Origin of the sequence: Sphingomonas colocasiae (genome assembly GCF_019880585.1) — a bacterium.
Lineage (GTDB): Bacteria > Pseudomonadota > Alphaproteobacteria > Sphingomonadales > Sphingomonadaceae > Sphingobium_A > Sphingobium_A colocasiae.
The window spans coordinates 632,049-646,207 of the sequence record NZ_JAINVV010000004.1; the positions used below are offsets into that span (position 1 = coordinate 632,049).

At 66.1% G+C, this 14,159-nt stretch carries 9 protein-coding genes; 5 read left to right on the plus strand and 4 right to left on the minus strand.

The window, feature by feature from the left end:
* The first annotated feature begins 52 nt into the window (after window positions 1-52).
* Window positions 53-2,650 carry a methionine synthase gene (metH, locus tag K7G82_RS09325; protein ID WP_222989569.1) on the plus strand — a complete coding sequence of 866 codons (2,598 nt, stop codon included), beginning with the start codon at window positions 53-55 and terminating at the stop codon, window positions 2,648-2,650.
* 54 nt (window positions 2,651-2,704) lie between these two features.
* On the opposite strand, the gene K7G82_RS09330 is transcribed toward metH, so the two are convergent.
* Together K7G82_RS09330 and K7G82_RS09335 are read right to left on the minus strand one after the other, a co-directional pair.
* Complete coding sequence (locus tag K7G82_RS09330; RefSeq protein WP_222989570.1) at window positions 2,705-4,654, minus strand: LTA synthase family protein; 1,950 nt, start codon at window positions 4,652-4,654, stop codon at window positions 2,705-2,707.
* A gap of 35 nt (window positions 4,655-4,689) precedes the next feature.
* Complete coding sequence (locus K7G82_RS09335) at window positions 4,690-6,333, minus strand: alkaline phosphatase family protein (RefSeq protein WP_343228551.1); 1,644 nt, start codon at window positions 6,331-6,333, stop codon at window positions 4,690-4,692.
* A gap of 67 nt (window positions 6,334-6,400) precedes the next feature.
* On the opposite strand from K7G82_RS09335, the gene K7G82_RS09340 reads away from it, so the two are divergent.
* The gene (locus tag K7G82_RS09340; protein WP_222989571.1) at window positions 6,401-8,455 is read left to right on the plus strand and encodes a protein-disulfide reductase DsbD family protein; all 2,055 of its coding nucleotides are present in this window, start codon (window positions 6,401-6,403) and stop codon (window positions 8,453-8,455) included.
* A gap of 59 nt (window positions 8,456-8,514) precedes the next feature.
* Window positions 8,515-9,135 (plus strand): redoxin domain-containing protein, encoded by a 621-nt coding sequence (locus K7G82_RS09345; RefSeq protein WP_222989572.1) that lies wholly within the window; start codon window positions 8,515-8,517, stop codon window positions 9,133-9,135.
* 135 nt (window positions 9,136-9,270) lie between these two features.
* On the opposite strand, the gene K7G82_RS09350 is transcribed toward K7G82_RS09345, so the two are convergent.
* Entirely contained in the window at window positions 9,271-10,917 is a 1,647-nt protein-coding gene (locus K7G82_RS09350; protein ID WP_222989573.1) for an amidohydrolase, read from the minus strand.
* Window positions 10,914-11,780 (minus strand): NAD(P)-dependent oxidoreductase, encoded by an 867-nt coding sequence (locus tag K7G82_RS09355; protein ID WP_222989574.1) that lies wholly within the window; start codon window positions 11,778-11,780, stop codon window positions 10,914-10,916. The genes K7G82_RS09350 and K7G82_RS09355 overlap by 4 nt, the downstream gene beginning before the upstream one ends.
* 173 nt (window positions 11,781-11,953) lie before the next feature.
* Between K7G82_RS09355 and K7G82_RS09360 the strand changes: the two genes are divergently transcribed.
* Both K7G82_RS09360 and K7G82_RS09365 read left to right on the plus strand, forming a co-directional pair.
* The gene (locus K7G82_RS09360) at window positions 11,954-13,204 is read left to right on the plus strand and encodes a threonine ammonia-lyase (RefSeq protein ID WP_222989575.1); all 1,251 of its coding nucleotides are present in this window, start codon (window positions 11,954-11,956) and stop codon (window positions 13,202-13,204) included.
* A gap of 166 nt (window positions 13,205-13,370) precedes the next feature.
* Window positions 13,371-14,159 carry an arginyltransferase gene (locus tag K7G82_RS09365; protein WP_222989576.1) on the plus strand — a complete coding sequence of 263 codons (789 nt, stop codon included), beginning with the start codon at window positions 13,371-13,373 and terminating at the stop codon, window positions 14,157-14,159.

Consider the following 14,159-nt stretch of genomic DNA (forward strand, 5'->3'; position numbering starts at 1 on the left):
GACGAAGTCGATCGCAAGCCGCATCGATTTCGCTTGGAAAACGGAAATTCGAATGACCCTGCAATCCGCCTCCTTCGTCAATATCGGCGAGCGCACCAACGTCACCGGTTCGGCGGCGTTCAAGAAGCTGATCATGGCGGGCGACTATACGCGCGCCGTGGAAGTGGCGCGCCAGCAGGTGGAGAACGGCGCCCAGATCGTCGACGTCAACATGGATGAGGGGCTGCTCGACTCGCAGGAGGCGATGGTCACCTTCCTGAAGCTGATCGCCGCCGAACCCGATATCGCGCGTGTGCCGGTGATGATCGACAGCTCCAAATGGTCGGTGATCGAAGCCGGGCTGAAATGCGTTTCGGGCAAGCCGATCGTCAATTCGATCAGCATGAAGGAAGGGCTCGACCAGTTCGTCGCCCAGGCGAAGCTGTGCATGGCCTATGGCGCCGCCGTCGTCGTGATGGCGTTCGACGAGGTGGGGCAGGCGGACACGCGCGAGCGCAAGCTGGAAATCTGCAAGCGCGCCTATGACGTGTTGACCGGCATTGGCTTTCCGCCCGAGGACATCATCTTCGATCCCAATATCTTCGCGGTGGCGACGGGGATCGACGAGCATCGCCGCTACGCGATCGATTTCATCGAGGCCTGCCGCGACATCAAGGCGGCATGCCCGCACGTCCATATCTCGGGCGGCGTTTCGAACCTGTCGTTCAGCTTCCGCGGCAACGAACCCGTCCGCCGCGCGATGCATTCGGTGTTCCTCTACCACGCCATCCAGGCGGGCATGGACATGGGCATCGTCAACGCCGGCCAGCTCGACGTCTATGATGCGATCGATGCCGAACTGCGCGACGCGTGCGAGGATGTGATCTGGGACCGGCGCGACGATGCGACCGAGCGGCTGATCGCGCTCGCCGAGCGTTATCGCGGCACCGACGCGGCTGCGGAGAAGCAGGCGGCGGAATGGCGTGGCTGGGATGTCGCGCGCCGCCTGGAACATGCGCTCGTCAAGGGCATCGACATGCATGTCGTCGAGGACACCGAGGAAGCGCGGCTTCAGTTCGCCAAGCCGATCGAGGTGATCGAAGGCCCGCTGATGGACGGCATGAACGTGGTCGGCGACCTGTTCGGATCGGGCAAGATGTTCCTGCCCCAGGTGGTCAAGTCCGCGCGCGTGATGAAGAAGGCGGTGGCCCATCTGCTTCCCTTCATCGAGGCGAGCAAGGAGCCGGGCGCCAAGGGCAAGGGCAAGATCATCATGGCGACGGTCAAGGGCGACGTCCATGATATCGGCAAGAACATCGTCGGCGTCGTGCTCCAGTGCAACGGCTTCGAGGTGGTCGATCTGGGCGTGATGGTGCCCTGGTCGAAGATCATCGAGGCGGCGAACGAGAATCATGCCGACATGATCGGCCTGTCGGGCCTGATCACGCCCTCGCTCGACGAGATGGTGACGGTGGCGGAGGAGATGCAGCGCTCGCAGATGACGATGCCGCTGCTGATCGGCGGCGCGACGACGTCGCGTGTGCATACCGCGCTTCGGATCGAGCCGGCCTATAAGGGGCCGGTCGTCCATGTGCTCGACGCGAGCCGCGCGGTCGGCGTCGCGACCACTTTGGTCAGCGAGACCCAGCGCGACGATTATGTCGCCAAGGTCGCCGACGAATATGCCGCGGTGCGCGCGGCGCGCGAGGGCAAGGGCCAGAGCGCGCTCGTGCCGATCGACAAGGCACGCGACAACGGCTTCGAGGCGGACATGGCGCTGAAGCCCGGCAGGCCGCGCCAGCCTGGCGTCCACGTCTTCGACGACTGGGATCTCGCCGATCTGCGCAACTATATCGACTGGACGCCCTTCTTCCGCGCCTGGGAACTGGCGGGCAATTATCCCGCGATCCTGGACGACGATGTGGTGGGCGAAAGCGCCCGATCACTGTTCAGCGACGCGCAGGCGATGCTCGACAAGGTGATCGCCGAGCGCTGGCTGGTCGCGCGTGGTGTCGCCGGGCTGTGGCCGTGCCGGCGCGAGGGCGACGACGTGATCGTGCATATGGAGGATGAAAGCCATGTGCGCCTGCCGTTCCTGCGCCAGCAGATCGCCAAGCGCGAGGGGCGGGCGAATATGTGTCTGGCCGACTTCGTCAGCCATGACGGTGACTGGATCGGCGGCTTCGCGGTCGGCATCCACGGCATCGAGCCGCATCTGGCGCGCTTCAAGGCGGCGATCGACGACTATTCGGATATCCTGCTGAAGGCGTTGGCGGACCGGCTCGCGGAAGCGTTCGCCGAACGGTTGCATCAATATGTGCGCACCGCGCTCTGGGGCTATGCCGAGGGCGAGCAACTGACCAACGAGGCGCTGATCCGCGAGCAATATCGTGGCATCCGCCCGGCGCCCGGCTATCCGGCCTGCCCGGACCACAGCTTGAAGCCGATCCTGTTCAAGATGCTCGACGCGCATCATGCGACCGGCATCTCGCTGACCGAAAGCTTCGCGATGCTGCCGACCGCCGCGGTTTCGGGCTTCTATTTCGGGCATCCCCAGGCCGAATATTTCGGCGTCGCGCGGATCGACCGGGATCAGCTCGAGGATTATGCGGCGCGGCGTGGCGTGAGCCTGGAACAGGCGACGCGCTGGCTGCGGCCCAATCTGGATTGAGTGGAACTTCTCGGCCCGAATGGGTGGAGCGGCGGCGCTTGAGCCGTTTTCGTCTCAGCGCCGTTCGAGCTGCTTCATCCAGCGCTGGCGGCCCCATTCGGTGATCAGCCGGTCGGCGCGAACGCGGTCGGCACCCGACAGCGCCGAATAGCGCGCGCGCCTGCCGGTATCGCCGAACCACATATCCTCTGTATCGAGGGTCAGGGTGGTGAAGGCGCCGCCGGCTTCGACGATGCCGATCGCGGTCGGCGCGTCGAGCGGGCCGATATGAAGGAAGGTCGGTTTCGCCGTCGTCGGAACCGCCGTTCCGCCGAGCGCCGCAAGGAACAGTCCGCGCATGTCCTTGAGGCCCAGGGGCCGGGCATCGCCCAGGCCGGGCAGGCTCAGCACCAGCGGAATATGCGTCTGATCGGGGTCGATGACATGGCCGTGGCCGAGAAATCCGTTCTCGAACAGCGCTTCGCCATGGTCGCCGGTCACTGCGAGCAGCGTATCCTCCCACACTCCCAGCGCTTTCAGTCGTGCGATGACCGCGCCCAGTTGCGCGTCGGCATAGGCGACCGCGTTCCAATAGGTCTGCTGCACGCGCGCCGCGTTTTCCGCGCCGATCCGGTCGCGCGGCAGCGGATCGATGCCGAGCGTGTCGGGCAGTCCGGGATGATGATAGGGGAAATGCGGCGACTGGAAGTTGAAATAGACGAAGTGCGGGCGGGTCCAGTCGGCCTTGTCGCCCATGCCCCGATCGAACTCGCGGAGCAGCTTGGTCTCATCGACCCTTAATGAGCCCTTGGCGGCGAAATTGAGGGCGCGCTCGTCCTTCAACGTCTCCGCATCGACGAAGATGTCGGCCGAACGCTGCATGCCGACCACCGCCGAAATATCGCCGAAGCTCTCGGGCTGTCCGGAAAAGACGCCGATACGATAGCCGTTCGCCTTCAGGTCGGTGAACAGCGAGGGATCGCCGGTCCGGGGATCGAGCCGGCCGGAGAACAGGCTCTTGAGCGAGGCGGTGGTGAAGCCGACATGGCTGTAGGCGCGGGGGAACAGGCTGCCGTCCTGCGCCAATGCGTTCAGATTGGGGGCGACGGGCCGCCCGTTGATGCGCTTGCCGATCACGTCGCCGCGCGTGCTTTCCATCACGACGATGACGAGGTGTTTCGGCCGGCCCTGCAGCCGGGGTGTCGCGATCACCGGATCCGGTCCGGTGAAGACCAGGTCGCCGCCAAAGCCGTCCTCGTCGATGCCGTTGCCCGGAATGTCGAGCGCAAGGGGATGGCGCGTCGCGTCGAAGGGGTGCCGGTCGATATGCGCCGAATACCAGCCATAACCGTCGCGATCGAAATCGGTCGCCTGTTCGAGGATCATGTTGGCAAGGCCATAGGCCGTCATCCGGGTGAGCCCGTAACGGACATCGGGATCGCGGTTGGCGAACGCCGCGACCAGCGGCATCGCGACCGCGAGTATCAGGACCCAGCGGCCGATCTTCAGCGCGGGCGGCGCATGATGCCGGCCGGCGCGCCTGCGGATATAGCGGACGCAGACCAGGTAGAAGAGCAATGCTATGGCGGCGATGCCGAGTATCAGCCCGCCTTCGCTGAGCGCGAACAGGAAGGCGTCGAACAGGCTGCCACCGCCCAGATTGCGGATCAGTTCGAAGCTGACGGCATCGCTGAAATAGCTCAGCACCTCGAACTTCGCGATCAGCGCGGCCGAAAAGGCGGCGACGCCGAAGAAGAGCAGGCTGAAGCGGAACAGCAAGGGATCGCAGAGCCGGCCGTGCAACCGGCGCAGAATCAGGAAGAAGACGCCCAGCAGCAATGCGTGTCCGGCGAGGGCGCTGATCGCGAATGTCGCGATCTCCCCCGGCGTATCGAGCACATGCGACTGGCCATAGCCGCCACCGAAGATCGCGAATTTGCGTTCGACGAGCACGAGTTCGAAGAGCTTCGTCAGCACGAAGGCGAACGCCAGGGTCCAGAGATCGCGGCGGCGCTCGGTCTGCATCGCCGCCGCTTAGTCCGGCCATGGTTAAGGGCGGGTTAGCTTCCGCACGTATCCTTCGGTCCCGCATCGAGATCGAGGCAGCGGCCGTCGATTTCCTGGCCAGGCACGTCGAGACCGATCAGCTTGGCCAGCGTCGGCATGATATCCACCGTTTCGATGCTCAGCGGCTGTTCGAACGGCACCGCACCTGGGCGATAGAAGATGATCGGCACGCGGCGATCATAGATCCAGGGCGAACCATGCGTCGCGACGCTGTCCTTGGTGGGGTCGGCGATCGGCGTGACATAGGGCTTCAGGAACATCACGAGATCGCCCGATCGTTCGGCGTTGAATGAAGCCCGGGCGCGTTCGGCGAGCGACCATTCCTCGACCGGGGGTTGGGGATCGGGCATGCGGCGCAGTTCTTCCGCGGTGAAGACGGCGGCGACCTGCCGATGCGCGAGCAGTTTCGCGCGGATCGCGGAGAGGACCTGTGGCCGGATGTTCGCCGGCACCTCGCGCGACAGATAGACATTGCCGCTTTCGACGCGGGTCAGCGGCCCGTCCAGCTTCAGTCGGAATTCGTCGGCGATGGGCTTCAGGAAACTGCCCGACCATAATGTGGCATCGACGCGCTCGGCGCGGGCGAAACCGCGCGCGGCGTTGCGCTCGGGCAGGTCATGGCCGCCATGATCGGCGGTCAGCGCGACCACATAGGGAACGCCCGTCGCATCGAGCGCGGCCAGGATGCGCCCGATATTGGCATCGAGCCCGATCTGCTGCGCACACATCTCCGCACCCTCGGGGCCGTAATAATGGCCGACATAGTCGTTGGCGGACAGGCCGATATCGATGATGTCGGTTGCCGGGCCCTGGCCCAGCTTCATGTCGCGGATCAGGCCGATCGCGAGATCGGCGGTCGCCGCGTCGAAATCGATCGCTGCGCGGAAATTCTTGAAATCCTCGGCCTTTCGGTCGGCGAGCACGCCCACCTGCTTGCCGCCGCCGACGGGAACCGCCACCGATCGCGCGCGGCAGATCGCGGGCAGCACCGGCTTGCCGGGTTTCGCGACGATGCCCGCGACGCGCGCGTTGATCTGGTCGACGATCGCGGGCACCGGGCCGGTGCGGCCGGGCAGGGTGACATAGCTCTTGCCGCCCCAGAACCAGATCTGATCGGTATTGTGCCCGCCCATCATGATCGCCGCGCGATCCTTGCCGGCGACCGAGACGCTGCGGCTGGCGGGGTTGGCCGCCTTCATCCGGTCGCCCAGCGTCGGCACCTTCAGGAAGCCGGTGGAGGTGGTGTAATTCTCCGAATCGCTGCCCGGCACCGTCGGATCCTCCGAGCAATAGATGCGCTTGTCGGCGCGCGCGACGCTCAGGTCGATCCATTCATTGGCGATGATGCCGGTGCGCGAGGGGCGGGATCCGGTCAGGATCGTCGAATGGCCCGGGCAGGTCTCCGTCGCGCCATGGCTTTGATAGCCCGAGGGAAAGACCGCGCCGTCCATTTCCAGCCGCTTCAGCCCCTGCGAATAGAGCTGGCGATATTCGGCGAAGAGGTCGGCGGAGAACTGGTCGACGGAGATGGCGACGACCAGCCTGGGCGGCTGTGTCGGCTTTTCCTGGGCAAGTGCACCGGTCGCGGCTCCGGCAAGAAGGGTTGCGGTGGCTGCGATGCGGGTAAAAGCCTTCACGAATATCTCCTGTCGCCAATCGGCCGGCCGGTCCCTATAGCGTTCCTGCGACCGAATGAAGACGTCTATGCCCTTGCTCAGATTTGTTCTGCTGATCCTCGCGCTGATCGCCACGCCGGCGATGGCGCAGCGTGCGCCCACCCATATCGCCCCCCGCCTGATCGCGGAAAGCGAGGTCCCGGCCGCCGGCCGCACGGTGATGCTGGCGCTGGCCATGTCGCCGGAGAAGGGTTGGCACGGCTATTGGGCCAATCCCGGCGATGCCGGCATCGGCCCCGAGTTCAAATGGACGCTGCCCGCCGGGGCCAAGGCCGGCCCGGCGCAGTTCCCGGTGCCGCACCGCCTGCTGATCGGCGGGCTGATGAACTATGTCTATGAAGGTGATTACGCGCATCTGATCGCGCTCGACATTCCGGCGGGCCTTGCGCCGGGGACGAAGCTGCCGATCAGCCTTGCCGTCGACTGGCTCGCCTGCACCGAAGAAATCTGCGTGCCTGAAAGCGGCAGCTTCGCGATCGAACTGACGGTGGGCGACGGTACGATCGACGGCGCGCGCAAGGCGCAGTTCGATCGCTGGCGTGCGGCCCTGCCGCGTCCGCTGGGTGCGGATGCGCGGTTCCAGGTGAAGGACGGGGTGTTCCGCATTGGTGTGCCGCTGCCGGCCAGCGCCGCGGCGCAGGACGCCTATTTCTTTCCGCTGACCGATGGCGCCATCGATTATGCCGCGCCGCAGACGGTGCGCCGCGATGGCGATCTGCTGACGATCGAGGTCAAGGCGCATGGTTCCGCCGCGTCGCTCCAGGCGGTGGAGGGCGTGCTGGCGCTCGATCGCGATACGGGGTTGTCGTTCAAGGCCGCGCCGGGCGCGGTCGCAACGGGCGGCGCATTGCTCGGATCGGATGGCGGCGCCGAGGGCGCGGGCGGTCTCGCCGGCACCATCGCAACGTCCTTCGGCCTGGCGTTGCTCGGTGGGTTGCTGCTCAACATCATGCCCTGTGTTTTCCCGATCCTGAGCCTCAAGGCGCTGAGCCTGGCCAGATCCGGAGAGGACGAACGCACCGCGCGGCGCGAGGCGCTGGCCTATACCGCGGGCGTGGTGCTGGTCTGCGTCGCGCTGGGGGCCGCGCTGCTCGGCCTGCGCGCGGCGGGTGCGGCCGCGGGCTGGGCGTTCCAGCTTCAGGATCCGCGCGTTATCCTCGTGCTGCTGTTGCTGGTCAGCGGGATCGCGCTCAACCTGGCCGGGCTGTTCGAGATCGGCTCGATCGGCGTCGGCGGCGCGCTCGTCTCCTCGGGAGGGGCGAGCGGCGCCTTCTGGACCGGCGCACTCGCCGCCTTCATCGCGACGCCCTGCACCGGCCCCTTCATGGGGGCCGCGCTGGGGGCGGCGCTGGTGCTGCCCGCCACCGCGGCGCTCACCATCTTCGCCGGGCTCGGCATCGGGCTGGCGCTGCCGTTTCTCTTGCTCGGCTTCGTGCCGGCGCTGCGGCGGCGGCTGCCCAGGCCGGGTGGCTGGATGGAGACCTTCCGCCGCCTGCTTTCCATTCCGATGTTCCTGACCGCGCTGGGCCTTGCCTGGATCCTTGGGCGCCAGTCGGGCGTGAACGGCATGACCATGGGGCTGGGGGCGGCGCTCGCGCTTGCGGTCGCGCTGTGGTGGATCGGCCGGCGTCAGTCCGCCGGCAGGCCGGGCTGGTTCGCACTCGCGCCCGCGCTCGCTGTCGCCATCGCGCTGATCGTCGTGCTGCCTCGCCAGCCGGCACAGGCATCGACCGCCGAGGCCGGCGGCATTCTGGCGGCCGAACCGTTCAGCGAGACGCGTCTTGCCGCGCTCCAGAAAGAGGGACGGCCGATCTTCGTCTATTTTACCGCCGACTGGTGCCTGACCTGCAAGGTCAATGAAAAGGGCGCGATCGAACGCGCGGAGGTAGCCGACGCCTTCAAGGCGAAGCAGGTGGCCGTGCTCGTCGGCGACTGGACCGATGGCGATCCGGCGATCGGCCGTTTCATCGAGAGCCATGGCCGCTCGGGCGTGCCGCTCTATCTCTTCTACCAGCCGGGCGCCGCGCCGCGGATCTTGCCGCAGGTGCTCACGCCATCGACTCTGACCGCGCTTGCGGGTTAGGTTGGGCACCGTCTTATCGGGCGGCGGGCGCGGACTGATCTGTTAGGAGGACCCTGGACATGACATTGCGTTACTGGATCGGCGGTACGGTCGCGGCGGCGGTCGCGGTTGCGGCGCCACTGCTGGCGGAACAGACCACCGGCGCCAAGGCCGGCAATTTCCGCCTGAACGATGCGAGCGGCAAGGTGGTGGAACTTTCCCAGTTCGCGGGCAAGACGGTGGTGCTCGAATGGCACAATCCGGGCTGCCCCTTCGTGCAGAAACATTATGACAGCGGCAATATGCAGAAGACCCAGGCGGCGGCGCGCGCGCAGGGCGCGGTGTGGCTGACGATCAATTCGGGCGCGCCCGGCAAACAGGGTTTCATGAGCGGCGCTGAAGCCCAGAAGCTGGTGGCGACGCAGGGCGCAAAGTCCAGCTATTATCTGCTCGATCCCAAGGGCGTGGTCGGCAAGGGCTATGGCGCCAAGACGACGCCGCACATGTATGTGATCGCGCCTGACGGTACCCTGGTCTATCAGGGCGGCATCGACGACAAGCCGACCGCGAACAAGGCCGACATCGCCGCCGCGCGCAACCATGTGCTCGCGGCGCTCGGCGAAGTGAAGGCGGGCAAGCCGGTATCGGTGAAGGAAGCGCGGCCCTATGGCTGCTCGGTCAAATATGAAGGCGTGAGCTGAGAGACTTTCTCGATCCTCTGCCTCAATCTTTGTCATTCCCGCGAAAGCGGGAATCCAGCTATTCCGTGAAGTATCCGGAAAAAGAAGAAGAAGCTGGATCCCCGCTTTCGCGGGGATGACCTCGAGGGAGGTACCCTATTTCCGCGTCCAGACCGGCCGGCCGTTGACCCAGGTTTCCAGCACCTTGGTCGCGCGGATTTCCTGCGGGGTCGCCATCAGCGGATCCTGGTCGATGAGGATGAAGTCGGCGCGCATGCCCGGCTCCAGCCGGCCCAGCCGATCCTCCGCGAAGCCGGCATAGGCGCCCCAGCTCGTGAAGCCCGCCAGCGCCTGTTCGCGACTGACCCGGTCTTCCGGGCGCCAGCCGCCGAACGGCTCGCCCTTGGCATCCTCGCGCGTGAAGGCGGCGGCGATGCCCGCGAAGGGATCGGGGCTTTCGACAGGCGTGTCGGATCCGAAGGCGAGCTTGCCGCCATCCTTGAGGATGGTCTGCCAGGCATAGGCGCCCGCCAGCCGGTTGGGCCCGAGCCGCGCCTCGGCCATCAGCCGGTCCGATGTCTGGTGGACAGGCTGCATCGACGCGATGATGCCGTTCCTGCCCAGGCGCGGCAGATCGACGGGATCGATGATCTGTGCATGTTCGATCCGCCAGCGGCGATCGCCGGGATAGCTCTGGACGAGTTCGTCGATCGCATCGAGCAACTGGGCGTTGGCCTGGTCGCCGATGGCATGGACCGCCACCTGGAAACCGTCCATCGCCGCGCGGCTCATCAGGTTGCGCAACTGCGCGTCGGTCAGGAAGCCCAGGCCGCGTTCGCGCGGGGAATCGTGATAGGGCTGCTTCAGCCAGGCGCCGCGCGATCCCAGCGCGCCATCGGAATAGAGCTTCACGCCCACCAGTTTCAGCCGGTCCTCATAGAGCCAGGGCGAGGGGCCGGGGCCGCCGATCTGCACCATCGCATCGACCCCTCCGGCATAGGAAAGGATGCGCATGTTCAACCGGCCGGCGTCGCCCGCGCGGCGAAAGGTCATCCAGTCGTCGAGCGTGGTGCCCATGTCAGCGATCGTCGTGATGCCGTAGGAAAGCAGGGTCTGCTGGGCCTTTACGAGCGCCAGATCGCGTTCGCGCGGCAGCGGTTCGGGCAAGATCTTCTCCACCAGCGGCATCGCCGCGTCGATGAAGACGCCGCTGGGCGCGCCGGTCGCGGTCTTCTCGATCTTGCCGCCGGTCGGCGCGATCGATTTGGCGGTGATCCCGGCGGCGGTCATCGCCGCGCTGTTGGCCCAGCCGGCATGGCCGTCGATCCGTGTCAGCCAGACCGGCCGGTCGGCGACGGCGGCGTCGAGTTCGGCGGCGGTGGGGAAACGGCCCAGGCCCCAGTTTTCCTGGTTCCAGCCACGGCCGATGATCCAGCGGCGATTGGGATTGGCCTGCACATAGGCGGCGACCTTGGCCTGGACTTCGGCGAGCGAGCGCGTGTCCGACAGGTCGAGGATCAGCTCCTGGAAACCCACGCCCATCACATGGCCATGGGCGTCGATGATGCCCGGCATCAGCGTCCGGCCCTTGCCGTCGGTCTTGAAATCGGGGCGTTCGGGGCGCTTGTCCTTGCGGTCGAGCAGCTTGGCGACCTTGCCGTCACTGGTCATCACCAGCCCGTTGAAACGGACGATGCGCCCGTCCTTGTCGATCGTGATGCCGTTGACATTGTCGATCAGCGCATCCGCCAGCGCCGGGGTGGGAAGGATCAGGGCAAGCAGCGGAAGCAGCAGGCGTTTCACTTGGGCAGTCTCCGGATCAGGGCGCTCGTGTCTTGTCTGTGGCCGCCCATCGCCTGGACGTCGGCATAGAATTGGTCGACCAGTGCCGCCACCGGCAGCACCGATCCATTGGCGCGCGCTTCGTCGAGCGCGAGGCCGAGGTCCTTGCGCATCCAGTCGACGGCCAGGCCGAAATCGAACTGTTCCTGCGCCATCGTCTTCCAGTGATTGGTCATCTGCCAGCTCGACGCGGCGCCGCCCGAGATCGATTCATAGACCTTGTCGAGATCGAGGCCCGCCGCCTGGGCGAATCTGATCCCTTCGGCCAGGCTCTGGATGATGCCGGCGAAGGTGATCTGGTTGACCATCTTGGTGGTCTGCCCGGCACCGGCCGGGCCGACATGGACGATGCGCGACGCATAGGCGCCGAGCAGCGGCGCCGCCGCCGCCATCGCGGCATCCGATCCGCCGCACATGATCGCGAGTGTGCCGCTCTCTGCGCCCACCTGTCCGCCGGTGACCGGGGCGTCGACGATGTGCAGTCCCCGGCTCTTGCCCTCGACGGCGAGCTGGCGCGCGATCCGCGCCGACACGGTGGTATGATCGATGAACACCGATCCCTTGCGCATCGCGCGGAACGCGCCTTCGCGGCCGAGCGTGACTTCGGCCAGATCGTCGTCATTGCCGACGCAGGTGATCACCGCATCGGCATCCGCAGCCGCGCTGGCGGGATCGGGGGCGGCGGTGCCGCCATGGGCGGCGACCCAGGCATCCGCCCGGGCATTCGTGCGGTTGTAGACGGTGAGTATGTGCCCGGCCTTCGCCAGATGCCGTGCCATCGGGCCGCCCATCACACCGATGCCGATAAATGCAATCTTCGCCATGCGCGCCTGCATAGCATCGTTTCCATCATGGGCTAGGGGCCGGCGCCATGACTGATGAGGTCGTGATGGTATCGGATCGCCCGATATGATGCCACCCTTCGGGCGAGGACGGATCGCGGCCTGGTCGTGGCAATTGAGTGCGTGCGCCAGATGGGCTAGTGGCCTCGGCTATCATGGCAAGCGAACCCATCCCCTCCGATCTCACGGCCGATCTGCCCGTGACCCTGCCCGACGTGCGCGCGGCGGCGGAGCGGATTAGCGGCGCGGTCGTCCGCACCCCGACATTGTTCAGCCAGACGCTGTCGAACCTGACCGGCGCGCGGGTGTGGCTGAAGTTCGAGAATCTGCAATTCACCGCCGCATACAAGGAACGCGGCGCGCTCAATACCCTGCTCCAGCTCGACGAGGCGGCGCGCCGCAACGGCGTGATCGCGGCGTCGGCGGGCAATCATGCCCAGGGGCTGGCCTATCATGGCGCGCGACTGGGTATTCCCGTCACCATCGTGATGCCCAGGCCGACGCCGATCGTGAAGGTGATGCAGACCGAGGGGCATGGCGCGACGGTGGTGCTGCACGGCGAAACCTTCGATGCGGCCTATGCGCATGCGCGCGAACTGGAGGTCGAGCGCGGGCTCGCCTTCGTCCATCCGTTCGACATGCCCTCGATCATCGCGGGGCAGGGCACCGTCGCACTCGAGATGCTGGAGGACGCGCCCGAGATCGATACGCTGGCGATCCCGATCGGCGGCGGCGGCCTGATTTCGGGCATGGGCGTCGCCGCGCGGACGCTGAAGCCGGAGATCACGCTGATCGGCATTCAGGCCGAGCTTTATCCCAGCATGTATAATCGCGTGAAGCACGCCTCGCTGCCCTGCGAGGGCGATACGCTGGCGGAAGGCATCGCGGTCAAATATCCCGGCGAACTCACCGCGCGTTTCGTCGAGGCGCTGGTCGACGATGTGCTGCTGGTCAGCGAACGCAAGCTGGAGGAAGCGCTCAGCCTGCTGCTCCAGATCGAAAAGACCGTGGTCGAGGGCGGCGGCGCGGCGGGCCTAGCCGCCATGCTTTGCTATCCCGAACGCTTTCGTGGCCGCAATGTCGGCATCGTGCTGTCGGGCGGCAATATCGATACGCGGCTGCTGGCGAACGTGCTCCTGCGCGATCTCGCGCGATCGGGCCGGCTGGCGCGGCTGCGTATCCGGTTGCAGGACCGGCCGGGCGCTCTGTTCCATGTCGCCAAGATCTTCCACGAGCAGCAGGTGAACATCATCGAGATCTATCACCAGCGCGTCTTCACCTCGCTGCCCGCCAAGGGGCTGATCACCGATATCGAATGCGAGACCAAGGATGCCGCGCATCTCGACGGGCTGATGGCGGCGCTGCGCGAGGGCGGTTATTCGGTGAGCATGGTGGAACTGGCGTGACCGGTGCTGTCGGGCCGGTTTCCGTCCCGTTTTGAATCGGATCGCGGCCCCCTTTGATGGGGCGGGCGCATCTTTCGTGGTAAACGCGCTTTTCAACCTCGCATTGTGAATCCATAACTTCGAAACAAGGTGAAGCACTCGTAAAGGTTTCGGGGGAAAATTTCAGGTGAGCGCACCGTTCCGCTTTCCACGTTTTTTCGTGACCAGCCCCAGCCCGTGCCCATATCTGCCGGGCAAGGTGGAGCGGAAGGTTTTCACCGAGCTTTCCGGGCCGCACGCGGCGGAGCTGAACGACGCGCTGGGGCGCATCGGCTTTCGTCGCAGCCAGGGTGTCGCCTATCGGCCGAGCTGCGCCGATTGCCAGGCCTGCGTCTCGGTGCGTGTCGTCGCCGACGATTTCGTGCCCAATGCCAGCCACCGCAAGCTGATGCGTCGCCAGGGCGATCTTCATGTCAGCGCCTGCAAGCCATGGTCGACGGGCGAGCAGTTCGATCTGCTCCAGCGCTATCTGGGCGCGCGTCATCCCGGCGGCGGCATGGCGCAGATGGACGAGATCGATTATGCCGACATGGTCGAGCACACCCCGGTCAACAGCCATGTCATCGAATATCGCGAGCCCGCCGCCGATGGCGGACCGGGGCGGCTGATCGGCGCCTGCCTGACCGACCAGCAGGCCGATGGTCTCTCGATGATCTACAGTTTCTTCGACGCCGCGCACGAGACCCGGCCGGGCCTGGGCACTTTCATCATCCTCGACCATATCCGCCGGGCCGCGAGCGCGGGCCTGCCCTATGTCTATCTGGGCTATTGGATTCATGGTTCGCAGCGCATGGCGTACAAGACCAATTTCCGCCCGATCGAGCGGCTGACGCCGGGCGGCTGGGAAGTCTTCGATCCGCCGGCACCGGGTTTCGTCGAGCGCCGCGCGCGCGAGCGTGAGACCGTGTTCAGCTGA